Genomic DNA, 22,704 nt, shown 5'->3' with positions numbered 1-22,704 from the left:
ATATGGCCAGACAGTCAATCTTCCCGTGTAATTTGTTGTTTCTATGTTGAAAGTGTTTCTCTAGCGAAAGCGCCGCTTGGTTTTTCGCGGGGCGGGCCGCATGATTTCCCTGTTTGGTGGGAATTGGATAGATTTGGCGACGCCTTTGTTGCCATCCTGTTCTTGCCGCCGGGAGAAACATATGCAACTCGCGAATCTGAAAATCTCCGTCCGCCTGGGTCTGCTGGGCGCCTTCTTCTTTCTTGCGCTGGTGTTTGTCGGCGCACGCGGCTGGAGCGCGCTCGACGCGGCCAGCGTGCGCAGCAACGAAGCCATGCAGCGCTCCGTGGCACTGACGGAAGCCGTCGACGCGGCGCGCAGCGCGCAGGTGGAATTCAAGATCCAGGTGCAGGAATGGAAAAACATCCTGCTGCGCGGCGGCGACGCGGCCGCCTTCCAGCGCTACCGCGAAGCGTTCGTCGCCAGCGGGGCGCAGACGCGCAAGGAATTGAAAGGCCTGCAGGCCATGATGGAGGCATTGAAACTCGATACGGCGCCCGTCGAGCGTGCGCTGCAGGCGCACGATGCGCTGGGCGTGAGCTACCTGGCGGCGCTGCAAAAATTTGACGGCGCGCGCGCCGACAGCGCCCACACGGTCGATGCGCTGGTCAAGGGCATGGACCGCGAACCGACGCGGCAGATCGACGCCATCGTCGCGGCCATCGGCAAGCAGTCGCACAGCCTGATGGCGCAGATGAAGGAGCAGGATGACGCCGCGCACCGCAGCGCCAGCATCGCCATGCTCGTCACCGTGCTGGTGACCCTGGTCGTCGGCAGCGTCACCGTGTGGTGGCTGATCCGCAGCATCACGGTGCCGCTGGGCGCGGCCGTCGGCATCGCCCAGCAAGTGGCGGCCGGCGACCTGCGCGCCGTGGTGGCCGGCGGCAGCCGCGATGAAATCGGCGACCTGTTGCGTGCGCTGAAAGCGATGAGCGGCAATCTGGCCGCCATCGTCGGCAGGGTGCGCGTCGGCACGGACGCCATCGCCCTGGCGTCCGGTGAAATTGCCAGCGGCAATATGGACCTGTCGTCGCGCACGGAAGAACAAGCCAGTTCGCTGGAAGAAACGGCCGCCTCGATGATCGAGCTGACCACCACCGTGCGGCAGAATAACGACAACGCCGACCAGGCGCGCCAGCTGGCCGGCGGCGCGTCCGACGTGGCGCAGCGCGGCGGCGCGGCCGTGGCGCAGGTGGTGCAGACCATGAACCATATCAATGCCTCCTCGAAGCGCATCGTCGATATCATCGCCGTCATCGACGGCATCGCCTTCCAGACGAATATCCTGGCCCTGAATGCGGCCGTGGAAGCGGCGCGCGCGGGCGAGCAGGGACGCGGTTTCGCCGTCGTGGCCAGCGAAGTGCGCAGCCTGGCCCACCGCTCGGCCGCGGCGGCCATGGAAATCAAGCAGCTGATCGGCGAATCCGTGCGCACGGTGGAAGAGGGCAGCGTGCTGGCCGGCCAGGCCGGGCGCACAATGGATGAGGTGGTGAGCAGCGTGCAGCGCGTGAACGCCATCATCGGCGAGATCGCCGTGGCCAGCGTGGAACAGCGCGACGGCATCGAGCAGATCAGCATCGCCATCAGCCAGATGGATGGCGTGACGCAGCAGAACGCGGCCCTGGTGGAGCAGGCCGCCGCCGCCGCGGACGCGCTGCAGCAGCAGGCGGCCAGCCTGGCCGACGCCGTCAGCATCTTCAAGCTGCACGGCACGCCCGGCGTGGCGCTACCTGCCGGCGCCGCCCTGGCGCGGAAGCTGTCGCTGGCCTGAAGCCGGCGTGCCCTGCGCCGCTTGATGCCAGTCAAGCGGCACCCGATCAGGCAAATATCGCGCCAAAATTCTTATACTATTTCCTTTCAGCATGTATCTGCGCCCGGCCGCATGGCGCGCGTTGCAAAGGAAAACCATGTTCCCTACGTTCCGCCTGCCGGGTGACGCATGACGGCGCTGCTGCTGGCGCTGTGCCTGACCCTGACCATGGTGCTCGCCGTGCTGCTGGCCTGCCAGTGGCGCGCGGCGCGCACGTGGCGCATGCGTCATGCGACCGGCGCGGTGCTGCAGGCGGCGCAGGCGCGGCGCATGGCGGATGCGCTGGCGCTGCTGCACGCCTTGCCGGCGGCCGTCATCGGCACCGACCACGACGGCGTGGTGCAGTATCTGAATCCCCGCGCCAGCGCCATGGGCGGGCTGCTGGGCGACGATGGCCTGGGCCAGCCCGTGACCGGGCTGCTGCCGCTGTTCCATGACGGCACGCCCATCGATGCGGCGCGCCAGGTGCGTGACTGCGTGGCGCGGCAGGAGGTGCTGGAAGTGGCGCGCGGCGCCGTGCTGCTGCGCCATCTCGACGGCAAGCGCATCGACGTGCAGTACAGCTGCGCGCCGCTGGCGCAGGGCGGCGCGGTGCTGCTGCTGCACGATGTGTCGGCCCGCAGGCGCGCCGAGCAGCAGCTGGAATTCATCGCCCACCACGATGGCTTGACGGGACTGCCGAACCGCCTGCATTTCCAGATCCGCTTCGAGCACGGCATCGCCTACGCGCGCCGCCACCAGGGTTTGCTGGCCGTGCTGTTTGTCGACATCGACCGTTTCAAATCCATCAACGACAGCCTGGGGCACGACGTGGGCGACCAGGTGCTGACGGAGTTCGCGCGCCGGGTGCAGCAGTGCGTGCGCAAGGTCGATACGGTGGCGCGCCAGGGCGGCGACGAATTCATCATCCTGCTGACGGAACTGCGCACGGCGCACGATGCCGAACGGGTGGCCGAAAAGATCGTCGCCGCCATCGCCGCGCCCTTCGTCATCGGCGAGTACAGCCTGTCGGTGGCGGCCAGCGTGGGCGTGGCCCTGTATCCGGACGACGACGACGACGTCAATGCGCTGATCGAAAAGGCCGACCTGGCCATGTATGCGGCCAAGCGCCACGCACCCGGTACTTGCCAGCGCTATGCGCCGCGCATGCAGACGCAGTCGTATTCACGCACCATCCTCGAGACGGCCCTGCGCCACGCGCTCGAACGCGATGAATTCGCCCTGTTCTACCAGCCGCGCATGGACTTGAAGACGCGCAGGATCACGGGCGTGAAGGCGCTGCTGCGCTGGAAGCACCCGGAACTGGGCTTGATGATGCCGCTCGACTTCTTGCCGGTGCTGGAGGAGAGTGCCTTGATCCTGCCGGTGGGCGCCTGGGTGCTGGCCACGGCCGTGGAGCAGGCGCGCGGCTGGATTGCGCAGGGGCAGATGCTGACGGTGTCCGTCAGCCTGTCGGCGCGCCAGTTCTACCAGCGCGATATCGCGCGCAATTTCGCCGCCGCGCTGCAGGCGGCCGGCGTGCCGGGCCATTGCATCGAACTGGAAATCGCCGCCGGCATTCTGATCGACAGCAACCAGAACTGCGAGCTGATACTGCGCCAGTTCCGCCAGCTGGGCATGGCGATTGCCATCAGCGATTTCGGCACGGGCGACGCTTCGCTCACTTACCTGAAACGCTTTCCCACGGATGCCGTAAAGATCGAAAAGTGTTTCATCGACGACCTGGACAAGCCGGGCGGCGATGGCGCCATGGTGCGCGCCATCGTGGCGATGGCGCGCACGCTCGGACTGCGCACCATCGCCGGCGGCGTGGAAAGCGGCGAGCAGCTGGAACTGCTGGCCGAGATGGGCTGCGACGAGGCGTTCGGCTATTTTCTCGGCCGCGCCATGGCGCCCGAGGGCATCGAGGCGCTGCTCAAGTCGCCTAGCCCGGCCTGACGGACAGCGCCGCCAGCAGCACGGCGGCCAGCACGGCCGCGCCGCCGATGACGCGCGCCAGGCGCATGGCCTGGCGCGGCGCATACGGCAGCAGCCAGATCAGCAGCAAGCCGCAGCCCGTCAGGCTGCCGACCCAGTAGACGAGGCCATAGCCGCCGCCGGCGATGTGCATGGCCCAGGCCAGGCCGGCCGCCAGTGCCAGCCAGCCCGTCCACTGCAGGCGGCGGCGCAGCGGGGCGGGCGGTTCGGCGCCGCGCCCGTGCAGGTCGGCGTAGTGGCGGTCCATGGCCAGGCACAGCGAGGACAGGCCCGCATAGCACAGCGCGAAGACGAGGAAATTGGCTAACAGTTCCATCACGCGGCCTCCATCGTCGTCGACGCCGGCTTGGCCGGTGCTGGTTTGGAGGCTTTCACGGGCAGCGGTTTCAATTTGAACGCCGCATACGCGAGGCCCAGGCCCAGCACCAGCACCACCAGGTCGAAGGCGGCCACCGCCACGGGGCCGCGCCCCAGGAACAGGGTCACGCCCAGGTGCGAATGGGTGGTGAAGACGTTCAGCACGGGCAGCGCCGCGAGCAGGAAGGCGCCGGCGGCCAGCTGCATGCGCCACATGGCGCGCGACGGGCGCAGCTGGGCGATGATGGCGGCCAGGGCCCAGGCGCCGAAGAAGCAGGCGATTTCCTCTTTCGAGCGCTCCTCCATCGCCGCCGGCAGCAGGCGGTTGGCCCAGAAGTAGGCGCCGAAGGCGATCGGGATGCCGGCGATGGCGCCGATGTTGAGCGCTTCGACCAGGCGCAGGCCGAAGCTGGCGCGCTTGCCGGCGGCCAGCGCCTTGGCCTGCTTCTGGCGCGTCTTGACGGCCCACAGCAGGGCGCCCGTGGCGACCATGGCGCAGCCGGCCAGGCCGGAGAGGAAGAACAGGGCGCGCAGCAGCGGGCCGCCGAAATGCGCGACGTGCAGGCCGACCATCACGCCGTGCGTGGCGGCCGCGCCAGGCTGCGCCTCGCCGTCGGTCGACAGCAGCTTGCCGGACACGCCGTCGAATTCCATCGACGGCTGCTTCGACGACATGTCGCGTCCGCCGGAGCGCGTCAGCGTGATGGTGGCGTTGGCGTCGCCCGGGTGGTTGACGGAGATGCGTTCGACCTTGCCGCCCCACTGCTGTTCCGCCTGGCGCACGAGGGGCGCGATCGGCGTCAGCGGCGCGGCCACGCCGGCCGGCTTGCTGTCGCCCGAGCGGCCCGGGAAGGCTTCGGCGAAGAAGGCGTCCTGGTCGCCCTTGTAGGCGGCCGTGACGCCGGACGGCATGTACAGGAACATCAAGGTGACCAGGCCCGTGTAGGTGATCATGATGTGGTAGGGCAGGGCCAGCACGGCCGTCACGTTATGCGCGTCGAGCCACGAACGCTGGCCCTTCTTCGGCCGGAAGGTAAACAGGTCCTTGAAGATGCGCTTGTGCGTGACGATGCCGCTGATGATGGAGACGAACATGAACATGGCGCAGAAACCCACGATCCAGCGGCCCCAGATGGCCGACATGTAGTGCAGGTCGAAATGCAGGCGGTAGAGGAATTCGCCGCCGCGCGTCTCGCGCGGCTTCGATAGCACCTGGCCCGTGGCCGGGTCGGCTTTTTCGCTATGAAAATTGCCGCGCCGTCCGCGTTTCTTTTCGCCTGGTTGCGACGGCTTGCTCCAGCCCAGCTGCGTGGCGGGGCTGCGCTCGCCGGGCAAGCTGATGAACCAGCGCGTGGCGCCTTTGGCCCGTTCTTCCATCGCCTGCTGCGCGACCTTGGCAGCTTCCTCGGTGCTCACCTGACTGGCGGCGGCGCCGTGCAGCTCGGGCTGCATCCACAAGGTGATTTCATTGCGGTAGTAGCTGGCCGTGCCGGCGCAAAACACCAGCAGCAAGATCCAGCAGACGAGCAGGCCGGACCAGGTGTGCAGCCATGCCATCGACTGGCGGAAACCTTCTTTCATGCGAGACTCCAGGATAGTGCGCCCATCGACTGCAGGATGGCGGCGATGACGGCGGCCGGAATCAGGAGACCCAGCCACGCGCGCAGGGCGCTTCGCGTGGCGAAGACCCACATCACGGCGCAGGTGTAGACGGCAAACGACAGCAGGGTGGCCGTCATGACGGCTTCGGAACGGGCCATGGGCAGGCTCACCGACAGCAGCATGGTGATCAGTGCGGCCAGCACGTAGCCGCCAGCGATGGCGGCCACGCTGCGCGACGCCACGCCGAGGCGGTACATGACCCCGGCGGAGAGCCGCAGGCGCGGCATTTTAAGGATGGCAGGCGCTTGCATGGTCAGTCGTGATCCTTGCTCGGCGGCTGGGCCGGGCCGGCCGGCAGCGGCGTCACGCCTTGCGGCTGCACCAGGCTCAGGGTGGTCACGAACATGGCTTTGTCATACGCTTGCGCGCCGCGCTGTCCGGCCGTCTTGTCCGTGTGCTGCACTTCCAGCACATACGTGCCTTGCCATGGCAGCGGGAAGCTGACCAGGCCTTGCGCATCGCTCCACGCTTCCTTGCCCCAGCCCGACTGCACCACGGCGTTGACCTTGGCCTGCGCCAGCGGCTTGCCCTGGTAGCTGACCTGGAACTGGCCCGGTGTGCCGGTCGGCACCAGGTCCAGGGTCAGCGCGGGTGCTTGCGCCTTGCCGTCGGCGATCAGACGCGCGGCCGGCACCCACACGGTGCGCGTGGTCTTGCCATCCTTTTTCTCTTCCCATGACGGGTAGGCGTTTTCCTCGACGATGATACTTTCGCCGGCGCCCACCTTGCCATTGAGGAGGAAGGCGCCCGCCGTCTTGCTCGCCTGCAGCGGCTGCGCACCCTTGGCCGACAGCCACGTCACGTTCTTGATGCTGAACTTGTCCAGCAGGCCGGGCGACGCTTCGCGCAGGTTGTCGCCGAATTCGCCGAAGTACACGCTGGCCGCCTTGCCGTCCTGCTGCAGCCAGATCTGGTGCGCGCTGGCGCTGCCGCAGGCGAGGGCCGCGCCCAGCAGGGCGGTGGCGAAGGCGCCGGGGCGCGCGATGGAAGCGATGTGCATGGTGTATCCCTTATCTTGCTAATCTTGTTATGTGAGTGGAAAAAGCGGCCGGCGGTGCATCAGTACTGGTAGCGCAGGTTCAGCGCCACGTTGCGCGGCTCGCCGTAATAGCCGCCGTTATAGAAGCCCACGCGGCGGAAATACGTCTTGTCGAACAGGTTGTTGACGTTCAGGCTGGCCGACAGTTTCGGGCTGATCTGGTAGCGCGCCATCAGGTTGGCCAGCACGTAGCTGCCCTGGCTGACGCGGATCTTGCTCTTGTTCGGCAGGGTGGCCATCGTCCAGATCTCGCTCTGCCAGTTCAAGCCGCCGCCGATGGTCAGGTTCTGCAGCTCGCCCGGCAGGCGGTAGGTGGTCGAGACGCGCAGCATGTTGGTCGGCTGGATGGTGTTGGTCACCACGCCCTTGCCCGTCTTCGAGCTGCTGTGCGTGTAGCCTGCGAACAGCTGCCAGCCGCGCAAGGGGCTGCCCGACACTTCCGCTTCGTAACCTTTGCTTTTCGTGCCCTTGCCCGTGGATATATACGGACGGCTGCCATCCGGCAGCACGAAGGTCGGCGGCACCGACTTGTCTTCCTCGCCCAGGTTGTCCTGCTTCGCTTCATACACGGCGAACGAGGCATTGACGGCGCCGTCGAGGAATTCGCTCTTCACGCCCGCTTCCACGTTGCTGCCCGTGATCGGGTCGAGGAAGGCGTTGTTCTTGTCCTTCAGGTTTTGCGGCTTGAACAGGTCGGTATAGCTGGCGTACAGCGACGTGCTCTTGCTCACGTCGAGCACAAGGCCCGCATACGGCGTGACGACGTCGTCTGTTTTATACGCGGAGCTGCGCTTCACAAAACGGCCTTGGGTGTCGTAACGGTCGTTATACGTTTCCCACTTCGACACGCGCGCGCCGGCCAGCACCTTGACGCTGTCGGCGACGTTGATGCGCGTGGCGATGAAGGCGCCCGACTGTTTGGTGGTGGCGACGTCGCGCGCGCCCGTGCGTGTGAGCGCCGGCTCGGGCACGTCGCCCGTCCAGTTGCGGAAGTCGGGGATGGTGGTGGCGAACGGCAGCGGATCGGGCAGCAAGGTTTCATTCGTCGTGCCCTTTCGCTTCCAGCCGTTCACGCCCAGCACCAGGTCGTGCCGGCGGCCGAACAGGGGGAAGCTGCCATTGGCCGACAGGTCGAAATTGTCCTGTTTTTCCTCGTAGGGGAAGGCGCCGCTCCAGACTTCCAGGCCGCTGCCGTCGCGTTTCGGATAGCCGCTGCCGCCGTAGAACAGCTTGCCGTTCGAGGAGCTGTCCAGGCGCCCGTAGGCGGCCTTGAGCTTCCAGTCGCTGGCGAAGCGGTGCTCGAGATAGACGTACTTGTTCTGGAACTCGCGTTCCCAGCTGCTCCACTTGGCCGCCATATTGAACGAGCGGGGCATGTTGGCCGGCGTGCCGTCCGCGAAGAACAGGGGCGTGGTGCCCCAGCTCGTGCCTTTCGGCGTGTTCTTTTGATAGTCGATGCCGGCCGTGAGCAACGTTGCCGGCGTCAGGTCCGCCTCGACGATGACGGCGCCCGCCAGCTTGCGTTCCTTGTACAGGTCCATGTAGGAATGGCGGTTCTGGCCGGCCACGACGACGCGCCCGCGGATGCTGCCGTCCGCATTCAACGGCGCGCTGATGTCGCCTTCGAGCCGGACCTTGCTCCACGAACCGACGGTCAGTCCGGCCGAGGCGGAAAATTCCTTGCCGGGACGCTTGTGCAGCATGTTGATGGTGGCCGACGGGTCGCCATTGCCGCTGACCAGGCCCGTGGCGCCGCGCACGATTTCGATGCGGTCGTAGATGGCCGTGTCGAACAACGCATTGGAGCCCGAATTGACGGCCACGCCATCGATCTGGTAATTGCCGATGGAAAAGCCGCGCGCCGAAAAGCTCGTGCGTTCGCTGTCGTTTTCCTGCACCGTCACGCCCGTCGACTGCACCAGCACCTCGGCCAGGCTGTTCAATCCCATGTCGTCCATACGCTGGCGCGTCACCACGGAAATCGATTGCGGCGTTTCGCGCATCGACAGGCCCATGCGCGTGGCCGTGGCCATTTCCCTTGTCGTGTAGGAACCCGTGTGCTCCGTCGAGGCCTTGTCTTGCTGGGCTTGCACCTTGATTTCGCTCAGGGTGGCTTCCTCCGGCTTGGCGCTCGTATCGGCGGCCAGCGCCGTGCCTGCGCCCAGGGCCGCCGCCAGCAATGCCGCCTGCACGGCGGCGGCCAGCGGACGCAGGGCGGTATTGCCAACGGTTGGGGAAAACGGGCCGGCCACCATGCCGGCCAGCGAAACTGCTCGCGCCATGAAACATCCTTCTTCTCGCATGCCCGCCGTCGGACGGCGGGCGTTTTTGGTAGGGGAGGCTTGCTTGGCGGTGTGGCCTGGCTGGCGCAGCGTGTCATCCAGCCATATGGCAGTCAGGCGACTGCGTGCAGACTCTGGCGAGTCCAAATGTGAATGAGAACTATTCTTATTATAGTGCGGGGTTGTGAGACATGCAAGAGTGCGATGTTGTAAACGCGCACGGCCGCCCCGGTATTGGCGGCGGCCGTGGCGCGCGATGCTGGCTGCGCGGGCGCTTACAGCGCCGGCGTGTAGCGCACGGTGAGGATGATGTTGCGCGGTTCGCCGAAGTAATTACCACGGCGCAATTCACCCGTGGCGGCCCAGTAGGTCTTGTCCGTTACATTGGCGATGCTGAGGTTGGCGCTCCAGTGGCGGTTGAAAATATACGCGGCGCGCGCATCCCAGACCGTGCGCCCGCCATTGCGGAAACGCACGTCGGGATTGTCATCGGCCCGGTAGACATAACCGCTTTGCGCCGAGACGCCGCCGCCCACCGTCCAGTGGTTCCACGCGCCGGGCAGGCGGTAGCTGGTCGATACGCGCAGCATGTGCTTGGGCGTGACGGTGGGCGGCGTTTCGTCGCCTTCGCCGCGCGCGATATTGTAGGTGTAGCCGGACGACAGCTGCCAGCCCGGCAGCACTTCGCCGCTGGCGTCCGCGTCGATGCCCGTGCTGCGGATGGGGCGGCCATTGCGGTAGCAGCTGCCCGTGACGTCCCACTTCAGGCAATCGTCGTTGCTGGCCTCGTCGTACACGGCCGTGTCGCGCTTGTCGATGCGGAAAGCGGCCAGCGCCACGTTCAGGCGGCCGTCGTACAGCTCGCCCTTCACGCCCGCTTCATAGGTGTCGCCGACGACGGGTTTCAACGGTTGTCCGCCCAGAGTGTAGTACAGGCTCTGCGGCTGGAAGATGCTGGCGTAGCTGCCGTACACGGACCAGCGCTTGTCGAGGTCGAGCACCAGGCCCGCGTACGGCGTGAATTCGCGGCTTTCCTTGTAACGGCTGACGGGGTCGGTCTCCAGCTTGCCCGTGGTCTGCTTGTCGAACCAGCTCAGGCGGCCGCCCAGCAGCAGATGCAGGTCAGGCCGCAGTTCCCAGCGCGTGCTGGCGTAGGCGCCGTAGTGCTGCTCGTTCAGGTGCGGCAGCGAGTCCCAGGCCGGATGCGGGGGACGGGCAAGCAGCGTATTGTTCGGATGGAAGACGTCGAAGGGCAGGCCGGGCGAGGTCGAGGCCGCATGATCGTCGGTGACGGCGCGCGAGGCATTCATGCCCAGCAGTACCTCATGCCTGCCGCCCCAGGCCTGGAAGCTGCCGCCCACGTTGGCATCCACGCCCGTGGTGACGATATCCTGCTTGCGGTAGTTGACCGTGTACAGGCGCGCCCCTTGCTGCGTGGCGGGGGCTATGCTGCCGCGCACGATGGCCGCCTGCTGGTCGAAGGCCCCATACGTGCGGTTGAGGGCAACTTTGGCCTTCCAGTCGCCGCCAAAACGGTGTTCGAGGTCGGCGAACAGTTCACCGATGGTGGCGTCGTGGCGGTTCCAGTCCTGCGCCAGCGACGTTGAGCGCCGCACGGGCAAGGTCGCGCCGTCGCTGTAGCGGGGCAGGCCGAACAGCCAGTAGCCGTCCGTCACCGTGTGCTGGCGGCGCGCGCCGGCGCGCACGGTGGTGGCGGCGTCGAGGTCCGCCTCGACGATGCCGTAGAACAGGGGCATGCGGCTGTGCGCCGCGTCATAGAAGTAATCGCGGTCTTCATAGGCCACCAGCGCGCGCCCGCGCACGGTGCCGGCCGCGTTCAGCGGCGCGCCTGCGTCGAGTTCGATGCGGCGCTGGTTCCAGCTGCCCACGGTGGCCGTCACGTCCGCGTGCGCTTCGGCGCGCGGGCGCTTGCGCACCAGGTTGGCCACGCCGCCCGGCGTGCCGGCGCCGACGATCAGGCCGGCCGAACCGCGCAGGATTTCGACGCGGTCATACACGGCCATGTCGGGGATCAGCCAGCCCGTGGCATTGTCGGAAATGCCGGGCATGCCATCGATCAGGTAAGACAGGGCATTGCCGCGCGACAGGAATTCATGCGAGCCGAAGCTGCGGTTCATGCGCGTCAGGCCCGTGCTTTGCTCCAGCACCTGGTCCAGGGTGAACAGGTTCTTGTCATCCATCTGCTGGCGCGTGACCACCGACACCGATTGCGGCGTGTCGCGCAGCGCGCGTTCCGCGCCCGCCAGGGTCACGGCGCGCGTCGTGTAGGCGCCCGTGCCTTCGCTGGTGGCCGTGCGCTCGCCATTGGCCGTCACGGTGATTTCCGACAGGGTCGCCGTTTCGCCCGTGGCCTTGGGCGCCGCCTTGATGATGACCGCATTGCCGTCGATCGAAGCCTGCAGCCCGCTGCCGGCCAGCAGACGATCGAGGCCGTCGCGCACGCTGAGCGTGGCGTTGATGGCGGGCGCCGTCTTGCCGGCCACCAGGTCGGGCGAAAACAGCAGTTGCAGATTGGCTTGCCGCGCCAGTTCATTCAGGGCTTGCCCCAGCGGCTGGGCGGCGATGGACAGTTTGACGGTGGGCAAAGTTTGCGCCTGTGCGGCGCTGAGCGTGCCCAGGGCCAGCATGGCGGCCAAGGCGAGGGGGGCAGGTTGCAGATTGAAGCGGGGGGACCACATGCGGCATTCTCCAGGTTACTTGTTGTCGATACACCTGGTAGACGCGGCAGTGGATAAAATCCTCACCTGCGAATGCGACTTATTTTCATTTATTTTGTTGCAGATGCATGGCGGGCGCCTGCGCAGGCATTGTTGCCGCCATGCGGATCTCGCTGGCAGTGCCGCTGTGCACGAGCTGCACGGGCAGCAGCTGGGGCAGGGCGGCGGCAAAGCGGTCGAGCTGGGTCAGGCTGAAGCTGCCGCCGATGCGCAGGCGCGCCACGGCCGGATCGCGCACGAGCAGGCCCGTGTCGCCATAGCGCTCGAACTCGGCCAGCGCCGCGCCCAGCGGCACGTTGTCGAAGGTGATCCTGCCGTCGCGCCAAGGCGCCACGCTGCCGGGCGCCAGGCTGGCGACGGCCGACAGGCGGCCGCCGGCATCGCTGCTGACGCCCTGGCCGGCCGTCAGGTCGACTTGCTCTTGCCGCGCGCCCGCCACGCGCACGTGGCCATGCTGCACGGCCACGCGCAGCTGGCCGTCCTGGGCCAGGGTGTTGCGCACGGCAAACTGTGTGCCCACCACCGTCACCGTCAAAGGGCCGCTGAGCACGTCGAACGGCTGCCCTTGCTTTGATTGCACCTGGAACAGCGCTTCGCCCTGCGCCAGGCGCACTTCGCGCCGCTGGCGGTACACGGTGACGTGCAGCTGCGTGGCCGTGTCGAGCTGCAGCTTGCTGCCGTCGGGCAGGGCGACGGCCAGGCGCTGGCCCCGCGCCGTGGCATACGACTGGCTGAACGTGGGTTGCTGCCACCACTGGTAGCCGCCCGCGCCCACGCCGAGCAGCAGCATGGCGGCGGCCGCATACGGCAAGGCGCGCAGCCAGTGCCGGCGGGGAGCGGACACTGGCGCAGGGGAAGCCTGGGGCACCGCCCAGCGCGCGGCGACGTGCGCGGGAATCCGGCGCACGGCGCGGTGCGTGTCTTTGAGCTGCGCATACTCCTGGGCGTGACGCGCATCGGCCGCCAGCCAGGCGGCAAACTCGGCCTGTTGTTGCGCATCGAGGTTACCGCGCCGGCTGAACCAGGTGGCGGCCGCCAGCGCTGCCGGGTCTTGTGTGGCGGTAAAAGCGGCGTACTCGCGCAAGTCCGCCTCGTCCTGGGCGGACGGGCCGAACTCATGGCGGGGCGGGCGGGCGGTCATGGGCGCCATTATGTGGCTTTGCGCAAGGAATGCAACTGCAGCAACTGCGCCCGGCAACTGAGCATGCCGCGCGCGATATGTTTTTCCACCATGCTCACGGATATGCCCATGCGCGCCGCGATCTGCGCGTGCGGCAATTCCTCGAAGACGTGCAGCACGAAGGCGTCGCGGCAGCGGGGCGGCAGGGCGTCGATGGCGGCCACGCAGGCTTGCCAGTCCCGGCTGCTTTCGAGCGCCTGTTCCGGCTGCAAATGCAACGGCCCTGCCGGATGCGCCGCTTCCGGCAGGGCGTCAAGTTCCTCGTGCTGGCGCAGGGCGGCGCGGCGGTGCTGGTCGATCATCAGGTTGCGCGCCGTGCGGTACAGCAGCGCGCGCGGTTCGCGCACGGCCTGTTCGCCCAGCACGCGCGCATAGCTTTCCTGCACCAGGTCCAAGGCAGCCTCGCGGTTGCGCAAGCTGCGCCAGCAAAAGTTCAACAGTTCTTGGTAATAGCGTGCAACCACGGCGTCCGATGTCTGAGTCCGCAGCCAGGAATGCCGCATATGAGAATGATTCTCATTATACGATATGCCAGGATGCGGCGTTAAGCGGCTTGCCGCACCGTGGCAGGCGTACAACGCTTTGTCGGGCGGCGGGCATCGGTTAACATGGGAAGTTAATAGGGAGGCAAGATGGCTATTCAAATTATCAATACGGCACCGATGGCCGGCCAGCGGCCCGGCACCTCGGGCTTGCGCAAGAAGGTAGCGGTCTTCAGCGCCCCGCAATACCTGGAAGACTTCGTGCAAAGCGTGTTCGACACGCTCGGCGACTGCCGCGGCCAGACCCTGGTGCTGGGCGGCGACGGGCGTTACTACAACCGGGCGGCCATCCAGACGGTGCTGCGCATGGCGGCCGCGCACGGCTACGCGCGCGTGCTGCTGGGGCAGGGCGGCATCCTGTCGACGCCGGCCGTCAGCTGCGTGATCCGCAAGCATGGCGCCAGCGGCGGCATCATCCTGTCGGCCAGCCATAATCCGGGCGGTCCCGATGGCGATTTCGGCATCAAGTACAACATCGCCAATGGCGGCCCGGCGCCCGAAAAGGTCACGGAAGCCATGTTTGCGCGCACGCAAACGATCATCGAATACCGCATCAGCGACGCGGCCGACATCGACCTCGACGCCTTGGGCACTGTGCGCATCGAGCAGATGACGGTCGAAGTGATCGACCCGGTGCTTGATTACGCTGAACTGATGCAGCAGCTGTTCGACTTCGACGCCATCCGCGCCCTGTTCGCAGGCGGCCTGCGCATCTGCTTTGACGGCATGCACGCCGTTTCCGGCCCGTATGCGACGGCCATCCTGGAAGGCATGCTGGGCGCACCGAAGGGCAGCGTCATCAACGGCGTGCCGCTGGAAGACTTCGGCGGCGGCCATCCGGACCCGAATCCCGTCAACGCGCAGGAACTGATCGCGCGCATGGCCGGCGACGATGCGCCGGACTTCGGCGCCGCTTCGGACGGCGACGGCGACCGCAACATGATCGTCGGCCGGCGCTTCGACGTCACGCCCTCGGACAGCCTGGCCATCCTGGCCGCCAACGCCGCCGTGGCGCCCGGCTACCGCGCGGGCTTGTCCGGCATCGCCCGCTCGATGCCGACGTCGGGCGCGGCCGACCGGGTCGCCAGCGCGCTGGGCATCCCCTGCTACGAGACGCCCACGGGCTGGAAATTCTTCGGCACCCTGCTCGACGCCGGCATGGCCACCCTGTGCGGTGAGGAAAGCTACGGCACGGGTTCGAACCACGTGCGTGAAAAGGATGGCCTGTGGGCCGTGCTGTTCTGGCTTAACCTGCTGGCGGAAAAAAAGCAGTCGGTGGAAGACATCGTGCGCGCGCACTGGGCCACGTATGGCCGCAACTACTACTCGCGCCACGACTATGAAGACATCGACAGCGCTGGCGCGGCGCAGCTGATGGCGGCCGTGCGCGGCCAGCTGGCCGCCTTGCCGGGCCAGCAGTTCGATGGCTACACGGTGGCGCTGGCCGACGATTTCAGCTACACGGACCCCGTCGACGGTTCCGTGGCGACGCAGCAGGGCATCCGCATCGTCATGACGGACGGCGCGCGCATCGTGCTGCGCCTGTCCGGCACGGGCACCGAGGGCGCCACCCTGCGCCTGTACCTGGAGCGCTACGAGGCCGATCCCGCGCAGCATGACATCCCGACCCAGCAAGCGCTGGCGGGATTGATCGCCGTGGCCGAGCAAGTGGCGCAGATCCGCGCACGCACGGGGCGCGACGCGCCGACGGTGACGACGTAAAAAAAGGGCGCGTAGGTCGGATTAGCGTGGCATCGCCACGCGTAATCCGACGACATTGTCAGCAGCGTTGTCGGATTACGCCCTTTGGGCTAATCCAACCTACTTGTATGATTACGCCTTGCCCGGGACAGCCGCCTGGCGGTAGTTGTCCACCATCTTGTAGCGCTTCGCATACAGGCCGAAGGCCAGCATGGCGACGGCGGCAAAGGCGGCGAAGAAGAACATCTGGAAAGCCGTCACGCTGATGCCGCTCTCGGCGATCTTGCCGATCACGCCTTCATTCATGACGCTGCGGTTGACGATCAGCACCCACAGGTTGCCCACCGTGGTCGACAGGTTCCAGAAGCTCATGATGGCGCCCTTCATCGAGACGGGCGCCTGGCTGTACGCAAACTCCAGGCCCGTGGCCGAGACCAGCACTTCGCCGAACGTCAGCAGGGCGTACGGCAGGATCTGCCACATGATGGAGACGGCGTTGCCGCTGTCGAGGGCCAGCTGCAGCAAGCCGATGACGATCCACGCCAGCGAGGAAAAGCCGATACCGGCCGTCATGCGGCGCAGGGCCGTCGCTTCCAGGCCGAAGCGGTTGAGCATCGGATACAGCACCAGGTTGTTGAACGGGATCAGCAGCATCACCAGCATCGGGTTCAGCGCCTGCATCTGCGCCGGCAGGAACCAGCTCGGTTTTTCCATGGTGTTCGCCTGCACGATCCACGTCGAGGCCTTCTGGTCGAACAGCGAGAAGAACGGCGTGACGAGGGCGAAGATGACGAGGATGCGCAGCACGGCGCGCACGCCTTCGACGGCTTCGTCCGGGTGGATGCCGCGCGCGCGTTCCAGCTGCATGGCCGTGCCGATGCTGCCGAAGGCCAGCAGCAAGACCAGCGCGGTACACGCGGAAATCACGAAGCCCCATTCGGGAATGCTGTAGAACGCGTACAGGGCGCCGATCACGCCCACGTAGGCGACGTACAGGCCAGGACGCGAACCGCCGTGGACGCGCGCCAGCAGGGCCGTGCGGGCCACGCGGGTGAACGAATCGGGATTCGGCGGCGCCGGCGGCACGTGCACGTATTTCTTGGCGCCCATCCAGAAGACGACGGTGGCGGCCAGCATCATCAGGCCGGGGATGCCGAAAGCGATCGAGGGACCGAAGTCGCGCAGGAACATCGGCATCAGCAGCGAGGCGAAGAAGGAGCCGAAGTTGATGATCCAGTAGAACAGGTCGAACACCAGCTTGGCCTTGTGCTTGTTGGTCTGGTCGAACTGGTCGCCGACAAACGAGGCGACGAGCGGCTTGATGCCGCCGGAGCCGAAGGCGATCAGGAACAGGCCGAAATAGAAGCCGTTGACGCTGTTTTCAAACAGGGCCAGGCAGGCGTGGCCCGCGCAATACACGAGGCTGAGCCAGAAGATGGTGTTGTACTTGCCGAAGAAGCGGTCGGCCAGCCAGCCGCCCAGCAGCGGGAAGAAATATACGCCGATGACGAAGGTGTGGAACACGTGCTTGGCTTCGCCCGTGCGCTGGTCGATCGGGATCATCAGCAGCAGGGTGCTGATGAGGAATGGCGTCAGGATGTTGCGCATGCCGTAAAAGCTGAAGCGTTCGCAGCCTTCGTTGGCGATGATGTACGGTATTTGCCGCGGCATTTTGCCCGTGGCGGTTTGTGTCTCGGCCGATGACATTGGCTCTCCCCCAAGTTTTTTTTGTAAGCCGCGATGCTAAGGCCTGCCGCGTTTGCTTGCAACAGAAAAAACGGCCTGTCCGCTATTTCGCAGGGATTTGTAAGGTATTGATTTTCATAAAGACATTACTTTCGGCACTTGCGCTTGCGCTTGCACACGCCGGGCGCGGCAGCCACAGCTGCATTTGCAGCATGCCGTCCGATGCGGGGCCGTCCGCCAGGGTAAAGCCGCAGCCCAGGTACAGGGTCAATGCCGCGTGGTTGTCCTGCGCCACGGCCAGGCGCAGGCGGGCCAGTTCGGGGATGGCGCAGGCATGGGCGATGGCTGCCTGCAGCAGTTGCCGTCCCGCGCCATGCCCGCGTGCCTGCGGCGCCACGTACACGCCCCACAGGCTGGCCTTGTCATGCACGACGGCGATCGGTTCGCGGCGCAGGCCGGCAATGCCGATCAATTGATCCTTGTCGAAAGCGCCAAATATTATTTGGTGGGAAGTGGCGCGCAAGCGCTCGGCTATCCGTGCCAGCGGCAAGCCGCTCTCCGCCGCATGCGTCGTGCAGAAGGCGGCGGGCAGTTCGGCGATGCCGGCCAGGCGCAGCGCGCGGTAGGCGGCAACGTCGTCGGGCGTCAGGGGGGCGGACAATGATGGCGGACATGTGGGCGAGTATCGGGCTTCGATGCCAGAAAGTAAACCTTGCGTTGCTGCGTTTTCGACAATAAGATATATCTTATTGCGATATATCTTAAGGAATCATCATGTTCCATCTTCTGCACGGGATGCACCCCGTGCGCGCGGCAGCCCATGGCCAGGGCGATGCGCCAGGCACGCCTGGCCATCCTGTTGCCCGCGGGCCGAAAATGTTTGACGCGGGCACCTTGCGCTACCTGGTGCTGCAATTGATCGCCGACAAGCCGCGCCACGGCTACGACATCATCAAGGCCATCGAACAGCGCGCCGGCGGCGCGTATGCCCCGAGTCCCGGCGCCATCTACCCGCTCATGCATGGCCTCGTGGAGCACGGCTACGTGGCCGTCAGCCTCGATGGCAACAAGAAGCTGCACAACATCACGCCCGAAGGGCTGGCTTTCCTGGAGGCGAACCGCGCCTATGTCGACGCGATTGCCGCCAGGGTCGATGCGCCGGCCGGCGCGGACGACGATTTGCGCCACCTGATGCATGAACTGAAGGCGGCCGTGCTGGCGCGCGGGCGCGCGGGCGAGCCGGATGCCGCGCGCCTCGATGCCATCCGCGCCATCCTGCGCCAGGCCCGCAGCGCTGTCGAGGCGCTGGCATGACGGCCGCGCCTGTTCCCGTGCTGACGCCGGCGCGCGAGCGCACGATGCTGTGGCTGCTTGCGCTGACGCAATTTACCGTCATCATGGATTTCATGGTGATGATGCCGCTGGCGCCCCAGCTGATGCAGGCTTTTCATATCGGCCCGGCCGCCGTTTCCGGCGCCGTTTCCGCCTACGCCTGGTGCGCGGGCCTGTCCGGCTTGCTGGCGGCCACGTATATCGACCGCTTCGACCGCAAGAAGCTGCTGCTGACCATGTTTTGCCTGTTCACCCTGTCGAACCTCGCTTGCGCGCTGGCGCCGAACTTCCACGTGCTGCTGTGGTCGCGCGCGTTTGCGGGGCTGACGGGCGGCGTGCTGGGCGCCATGGTCATGGCTATCATCGGCGACGTGATTCCTTCCGAGCGGCGCGGCGCGGCCACGGGCGTCGTCATGACCTCGTTTGCCATGGCGGCCGTGGGCGGCGTGCCCATCGGCGTAGTGCTGGCCGCGTACTTTGGCTGGGCTTCGCCGTTTTTCCTGCTGGTCGTGCTGTCGCTGCTGGTCTGGCTGGGCGCGGCGCGCGTGCTGCCCTCGCTCACGGCGCACATGGGGGCGGCTGCCACGCCGCTGCGCCAGGTGCTGCCGAACCTGCTGGCGCTGTTCCGGGAAAGGCGGCACCTGCAAGCGTTCTCCTTGTCGATTGTCAACATGACGGCCGGCATGCTGGTCATCCCCTTCATTTCGCCCGTGCTCGTGGGCAATATGGGGCTGGCGCCGGCCGATGTCACCTGGGTGTATCTGGCGGGCGGCTGCGCCACGATCTTTACGGCGCGCCTGATCGGCCGCTGGGCGGACCGGGCCGGCAAGCAGCAGGTGTACCGCTGGGTTTCCCTGCTGTCGATTGCACCGCTGCTGTTCATGACGCACTTGCCCCAGCTGCCGCTGCTGGGGCTGATGCTGGCGTTTCCCTTTTTTATGGCCTTGGTGTCGGGCCGCATGGTGCCGCTGCAGGCGCTGCTGACGACCATCCCGGAACCGCACAAGCGGGGCGCGTTTCTCAGCGCCAATTCGGCTCTGCAAAGCTTTGGCAGCGGCCTGGGCGCCTGGCTGGGTGGCCTGACCCTGCAGACGGATGCGGCCGGCCACATCAGCGGCTACGGCATCAATGGCTGGCTGGCGGCGGGCTTGTCGCTGTGGACGGTGTGGTGGGTGGCGCGCGTGCGCGGTGCGGCGCCGCAGGGGGCGCCGGCGTAGGGGATTACTGGGTGGCGATGCGCTGCATGGGCGCATTGTCCTTGCGCCATTGTTCCAGGCTGATCAGCTCACCGCTGACGACGTCGTCGACGAGGATGCGCTTGCCATCCTGGGAGACGACGAAACTCTCCCAGCGGTGCGCCGCGTCCGGCGTGTTTTCCACAAAGCTCAGGTCATAGTAGGGCTTGCTATCGATGAGACGCACGTCGGGCGACGTTTCCATCACGGCGCCGTGGGCGCGGCCGCCCGAAGCCTTTTCGATATGCGCCGACCAGGCCTTGATTTCCGGCAATGCCATCAGTGCATCGACGGCGCGCGCGCTCTGTTCTGGCGCCACCTGGCTGCTCGCGGCCGGGACATTGGTGCCGTGCGGCGCGCCTTGCTGGTGCAGGTAGAAAGCGCCGAGCCCGGCGGCCAGCAAGCCGGCCAGGATGCCGGCGATGATGGTGGTTTTGGAAGAAGAGGCGCGTGGCTGCATGATGGTGGCGTGAGAAAGAGGGACGATGGCGGCCATGCTAAAGCAAAACGTGCAGGCGGGCAATCGTTGAAATTTCTAAAAAGCAAGACGAAAAAAAGCCACCTTCCGTAGAAGATGGCTCTCGGGGCTGCCGGGCAGGCGCAAGCAGCTTTTGGTCTGCCTGTCCCGTCCCGGCGTGGCGGCTGCGCGCGCCGTCGCCTGCGCGCGCGGCCGCCTGGATTACATCATGCCGTCCATGCCGCCCATGCCGCCCATACCACCCATGCCGCCGCCCATGCCGCCGGCTGCCTTGTCGTCAGCGATTTCGCAGACCATGCAGTCGGTCGTCAGCATCAGCGAAGCGATCGAAGCGGCGTTTTGCAGCGCCGAACGGGTCACTTTGGCTGGGTCCAGAACGCCCATTTCCACCATGTCGCCATACGTGCCGTTGGCAGCGTTGTAGCCGTAGTTGCCCGCGCCAGCCAGGACGGCTGCCACGACGACCGAAGCTTCTTCGCCGGCGTTTTGCACGATCATGCGCAGTGGCTCTTCCATTGCGCGCAGGACGATCTTGATACCAGCGTCTTGATCAGGATTGTCGCCCTTGACCGTGATGTTGGCGCGTGCGCGCAGCAGGGCTACGCCGCCGCCTGGCACGATGCCTTCTTCCACGGCAGCGCGCGTGGCGTGCAGTGCATCTTCAACGCGGGCTTTCTTTTCTTTCATTTCGACTTCGGTGGCTGCGCCAACCTTGATCACGGCAACGCCGCCAGCCAGTTTGGCCACGCGCTCTTGCAGTTTTTCACGGTCGTAGTCCGAGGTCGCTTCTTCGATCTGTACACGCACTTGTTTCACGCGTGCTTCGATCGAGGCAGCTTCGCCGGCGCCATCGATGACGATGGTGTTTTCCTTGCCCACTTCGATGCGTTTCGCCTGGCCCAGTTCGGCCAGGGTCACTTTTTCCAGGGTCAGGCCGACTTCTTCAGCGATTACCTGGCCGCCCGTCAGGACAGCGATGTCTTCCAGCATGGCTTTGCGGCGGTCGCCGAAGCCTGGTGCTTTCACTGCGCAGGTTTTCAGGATGCCGCGGATGTTGTTCACAACCAGGGTAGCCAGCGCTTCGCCTTCGATGTCTTCCGCGATGATCAGCAGTGGACGGCCAGCCTTGGCGACTTGTTCCAGTACCGGCAGCAGGTCACGGATGTTCGAGATTTTCTTGTCGCACAGCAGGACGAATGGGCTGTCCAGGACGGCAACTTGCTTCTCTGGGTTGTTGATGAAGTATGGCGACAGGTAGCCGCGGTCGAACTGCATGCCTTCAACGATGTCCAGCTCGTCGTTCAGCGACTTGCCGTCTTCTACCGTGATGACGCCTTCTTTGCCGACTTTTTCCATCGCTTCAGCGATACGCTCGCCGATCGAGTAGTCCGAGTTTGCCGAGATCGCGCCAACCTGGGCGATTTCCTTGGTCGTGGTGCAAGGACGGGCGATTTTCGCCAGTTCTTCGACGGTCGCTGCAACAGCTTTGTCGATACCGCGCTTCAGGTCCATCGGGTTCATGCCGGCGGCAACGAACTTCATGCCTTCGCGCACGATGGCTTGGGCCAGTACGGTCGCGGTGGTGGTGCCGTCGCCGGCGTTGTCGCTGGTGCGGGAAGCCACTTCCTTGACCATTTGCGCGCCCATGTTCATGAGCTTGTCTTTGAGTTCAACTTCTTTCGCTACCGACACGCCGTCCTTGGTGACGGTAGGGGCGCCGAACGAGCGCTCCAGCACGACGTTGCGGCCTTTCGGGCCCAAGGTGACTTTGACTGCGTTGGCGAGGATGTTGACGCCTTCGACCATCTTGGCGCGCGCTGCGTCGCCGAATACTACTTCTTTAGCTGCCATGTTCAATTCTCCTGAGTTTCGGGATGTATCTGTCTACAACGTGGAAACAATTACTTGACGACGATCGCCATGATGTCTTCTTCGCGCATGACCAGCAGCTCATCGCCGTCAACTTTGACGGTTTGGCCGGCGTACTTGCCGAACAGGACGCGGTCGCCCACTTTGACATCCAGAGGACGGACTTTGCCGTCGTCGAGAATCTTGCCATTGCCTACGGCAAGGACTTCGCCTTGATCCGGTTTTTCAGCAGCTGCATCAGGAATGATGAGGCCGGACGCAGTCTTGGTTTCCTGGTCGAGGCGTTTGACGATGACGCGATCGTTCAATGGGCGCAGATTCATACAAAACTCCTTAAAGTTCAATGGATAGGTGTTGCTAAATGAATACATGCCTGGCACAGCGCCAGGCGTGCTTTCAGTGACCGCCGTTGAAAGCAGCCCGCAACGGTCAAGCAAACCCCATGGCATCGGGTGCATGCCGGCGCTGGGCAGTGGTGGCATCGCGGCGTCGCCCGCCGCGTAGCGTTCCCTGCTGTTGCCCGGCAGACACCATCATGTCTTGAGGATTGCTACGAAAGAGTTTGTTAGCACTCTCTACTAACGAGTGCTAATTATAGGGACGGTAGGGGGCTTATTCAAGGGCTTATTCTCCGGGAAGATAAGCTTGGACGTTCTGCGCAGCCTGCATTTACGCAGGGTTTGCGCAAACGCAAGCCTCGTTCCCGGGCGTCAGCAACAGGCGCGACTCTAGCATGCCCGTCAGGCGAACGGCGTTCCTGTACGCACAGGAAACAGA

Annotated in this window: 18 protein-coding genes; 5 read left to right on the top strand and 13 right to left on the bottom strand. The window is 65.6% G+C overall.

The window, feature by feature from the left end:
* Positions 1-181: 181 nt before the first annotated feature.
* A complete protein-coding gene (locus tag JAB4_RS24525) occupies positions 182-1,810 on the top strand; it encodes a methyl-accepting chemotaxis protein (RefSeq protein WP_070221887.1) in 1,629 nt (542 codons plus the stop codon).
* 168 nt (positions 1,811-1,978) lie between these two features.
* Positions 1,979-3,787 carry an EAL domain-containing protein gene (locus JAB4_RS24520; RefSeq protein WP_083287044.1) on the top strand — a complete coding sequence of 603 codons (1,809 nt, stop codon included), beginning with the start codon at positions 1,979-1,981 and terminating at the stop codon, positions 3,785-3,787.
* Here the strand turns inward: JAB4_RS24520 and JAB4_RS24515 are convergent.
* The 8 genes from JAB4_RS24515 to JAB4_RS24480 form a co-directional block, all read right to left on the bottom strand.
* Positions 3,774-4,142 carry a DUF3325 domain-containing protein gene (locus tag JAB4_RS24515; protein ID WP_070221888.1) on the bottom strand — a complete coding sequence of 123 codons (369 nt, stop codon included), beginning with the start codon at positions 4,140-4,142 and terminating at the stop codon, positions 3,774-3,776. The genes JAB4_RS24520 and JAB4_RS24515 overlap by 14 nt on opposite strands.
* Entirely contained in the window at positions 4,142-5,764 is a 1,623-nt protein-coding gene (locus JAB4_RS24510) for a PepSY-associated TM helix domain-containing protein (RefSeq protein ID WP_070221889.1), read from the bottom strand. The genes JAB4_RS24515 and JAB4_RS24510 overlap by 1 nt, the downstream gene beginning before the upstream one ends.
* On the bottom strand, positions 5,761-6,096 hold the full coding sequence (locus JAB4_RS24505; protein ID WP_083287045.1) for a DUF3649 domain-containing protein: 336 nt from the start codon (positions 6,094-6,096) through the stop codon (positions 5,761-5,763). Before JAB4_RS24505 ends, JAB4_RS24510 begins: the two co-directional genes overlap by 4 nt.
* Positions 6,097-6,098: 2 nt before the next feature.
* Complete coding sequence (locus JAB4_RS24500) at positions 6,099-6,845, bottom strand: DUF4198 domain-containing protein (protein WP_070221891.1); 747 nt, start codon at positions 6,843-6,845, stop codon at positions 6,099-6,101.
* Between the two features lie 59 nt (positions 6,846-6,904).
* Complete coding sequence (locus tag JAB4_RS24495; RefSeq protein WP_175444721.1) at positions 6,905-9,166, bottom strand: TonB-dependent siderophore receptor; 2,262 nt, start codon at positions 9,164-9,166, stop codon at positions 6,905-6,907.
* Positions 9,167-9,441: 275 nt separating this feature from the next.
* The gene (locus JAB4_RS24490) at positions 9,442-11,865 is read right to left on the bottom strand and encodes a TonB-dependent receptor (RefSeq protein ID WP_070221892.1); all 2,424 of its coding nucleotides are present in this window, start codon (positions 11,863-11,865) and stop codon (positions 9,442-9,444) included.
* 85 nt (positions 11,866-11,950) lie between these two features.
* Positions 11,951-13,045, bottom strand: a complete 1,095-nt coding sequence (locus JAB4_RS24485; RefSeq protein ID WP_070221956.1) for a FecR domain-containing protein — start codon at positions 13,043-13,045, stop codon at positions 11,951-11,953.
* An 8-nt stretch (positions 13,046-13,053) separates the two neighbouring features.
* Positions 13,054-13,548, bottom strand: a complete 495-nt coding sequence (locus tag JAB4_RS24480) for a sigma-70 family RNA polymerase sigma factor (protein ID WP_175444722.1) — start codon at positions 13,546-13,548, stop codon at positions 13,054-13,056.
* A gap of 168 nt (positions 13,549-13,716) precedes the next feature.
* Between JAB4_RS24480 and JAB4_RS24475 the strand changes: the two genes are divergently transcribed.
* Entirely contained in the window at positions 13,717-15,348 is a 1,632-nt protein-coding gene (locus JAB4_RS24475; RefSeq protein ID WP_070221894.1) for an alpha-D-glucose phosphate-specific phosphoglucomutase, read from the top strand.
* A 111-nt stretch (positions 15,349-15,459) separates the two neighbouring features.
* Here the strand turns inward: JAB4_RS24475 and JAB4_RS24470 are convergent, their stop codons facing one another.
* Both JAB4_RS24470 and JAB4_RS24465 read right to left on the bottom strand, forming a co-directional pair.
* On the bottom strand, positions 15,460-17,034 hold the full coding sequence (locus tag JAB4_RS24470) for an oligopeptide:H+ symporter (RefSeq protein WP_070221895.1): 1,575 nt from the start codon (positions 17,032-17,034) through the stop codon (positions 15,460-15,462).
* 82 nt (positions 17,035-17,116) lie between these two features.
* Entirely contained in the window at positions 17,117-17,674 is a 558-nt protein-coding gene (locus JAB4_RS24465; RefSeq protein ID WP_070221896.1) for a GNAT family N-acetyltransferase, read from the bottom strand.
* Positions 17,675-17,787: 113 nt separating this feature from the next.
* Between JAB4_RS24465 and JAB4_RS24460 the strand changes: the two genes are divergently transcribed.
* Both JAB4_RS24460 and JAB4_RS24455 read left to right on the top strand, forming a co-directional pair.
* The gene (locus JAB4_RS24460) at positions 17,788-18,327 is read left to right on the top strand and encodes a PadR family transcriptional regulator (protein WP_070221897.1); all 540 of its coding nucleotides are present in this window, start codon (positions 17,788-17,790) and stop codon (positions 18,325-18,327) included.
* Entirely contained in the window at positions 18,324-19,562 is a 1,239-nt protein-coding gene (locus JAB4_RS24455) for an MFS transporter (RefSeq protein ID WP_070221898.1), read from the top strand. Before JAB4_RS24460 ends, JAB4_RS24455 begins: the two co-directional genes overlap by 4 nt.
* 4 nt (positions 19,563-19,566) lie before the next feature.
* Here JAB4_RS24455 and JAB4_RS24450 read toward each other — a convergent pair whose 3' ends face one another.
* The 3 genes from JAB4_RS24450 to groES form a co-directional block, all read right to left on the bottom strand.
* Positions 19,567-20,076: a hypothetical protein gene (locus JAB4_RS24450; RefSeq protein ID WP_227742024.1), complete on the bottom strand. Its 510-nt coding sequence runs from the start codon at positions 20,074-20,076 to the stop codon at positions 19,567-19,569.
* Positions 20,077-20,259: 183 nt separating this feature from the next.
* Positions 20,260-21,909: a chaperonin GroEL gene (gene groL / locus JAB4_RS24445; RefSeq protein WP_070221899.1), complete on the bottom strand. Its 1,650-nt coding sequence runs from the start codon at positions 21,907-21,909 to the stop codon at positions 20,260-20,262.
* Between the two features lie 50 nt (positions 21,910-21,959).
* Complete coding sequence (groES, locus tag JAB4_RS24440) at positions 21,960-22,250, bottom strand: co-chaperone GroES (RefSeq protein WP_010400979.1); 291 nt, start codon at positions 22,248-22,250, stop codon at positions 21,960-21,962.
* Positions 22,251-22,704: the final 454 nt, after the last annotated feature.

The organism is Janthinobacterium sp. HH102 (genome assembly GCF_001758625.2).
Lineage (GTDB): Bacteria > Pseudomonadota > Gammaproteobacteria > Burkholderiales > Burkholderiaceae_D > Janthinobacterium.
Note: the sequence above shows the minus strand (reverse complement) of the source record. Positions and strands in the feature narration are given on the sequence as shown.

Excerpts from the sequence above, each read along its gene's own strand:
- groL (WP_070221899.1), bottom strand. The coding sequence starts at position 21,909 with ATGGCAGCTAAAGAAGTAGTATTCGGCGACGCAGCGCGCGCCAAGATG.
- JAB4_RS24450 (WP_227742024.1), bottom strand. The coding sequence starts at position 20,076 with ATGGCCGCCATCGTCCCTCTTTCTCACGCCACCATCATGCAGCCACGC.
- JAB4_RS24485 (WP_070221956.1), bottom strand. The coding sequence starts at position 13,045 with ATGACCGCCCGCCCGCCCCGCCATGAGTTCGGCCCGTCCGCCCAGGAC.
- JAB4_RS24515 (WP_070221888.1), bottom strand. The coding sequence starts at position 4,142 with ATGGAACTGTTAGCCAATTTCCTCGTCTTCGCGCTGTGCTATGCGGGC.
- JAB4_RS24455 (WP_070221898.1), top strand. The coding sequence starts at position 18,324 with ATGACGGCCGCGCCTGTTCCCGTGCTGACGCCGGCGCGCGAGCGCACG.
- JAB4_RS24500 (WP_070221891.1), bottom strand. The coding sequence starts at position 6,845 with ATGCACATCGCTTCCATCGCGCGCCCCGGCGCCTTCGCCACCGCCCTG.
- JAB4_RS24490 (WP_070221892.1), bottom strand. The coding sequence starts at position 11,865 with ATGTGGTCCCCCCGCTTCAATCTGCAACCTGCCCCCCTCGCCTTGGCC.
- JAB4_RS24475 (WP_070221894.1), top strand. The coding sequence starts at position 13,717 with ATGGCTATTCAAATTATCAATACGGCACCGATGGCCGGCCAGCGGCCC.
- JAB4_RS24510 (WP_070221889.1), bottom strand. The coding sequence starts at position 5,764 with ATGAAAGAAGGTTTCCGCCAGTCGATGGCATGGCTGCACACCTGGTCC.
- JAB4_RS24525 (WP_070221887.1), top strand. The coding sequence starts at position 182 with ATGCAACTCGCGAATCTGAAAATCTCCGTCCGCCTGGGTCTGCTGGGC.
- groES (WP_010400979.1), bottom strand. The coding sequence starts at position 22,250 with ATGAATCTGCGCCCATTGAACGATCGCGTCATCGTCAAACGCCTCGAC.
- JAB4_RS24495 (WP_175444721.1), bottom strand. The coding sequence starts at position 9,166 with ATGGCGCGAGCAGTTTCGCTGGCCGGCATGGTGGCCGGCCCGTTTTCC.
- JAB4_RS24505 (WP_083287045.1), bottom strand. The coding sequence starts at position 6,096 with ATGCAAGCGCCTGCCATCCTTAAAATGCCGCGCCTGCGGCTCTCCGCC.
- JAB4_RS24470 (WP_070221895.1), bottom strand. The coding sequence starts at position 17,034 with ATGTCATCGGCCGAGACACAAACCGCCACGGGCAAAATGCCGCGGCAA.
- JAB4_RS24520 (WP_083287044.1), top strand. The coding sequence starts at position 1,979 with ATGACGGCGCTGCTGCTGGCGCTGTGCCTGACCCTGACCATGGTGCTC.
- JAB4_RS24460 (WP_070221897.1), top strand. The coding sequence starts at position 17,788 with ATGTTCCATCTTCTGCACGGGATGCACCCCGTGCGCGCGGCAGCCCAT.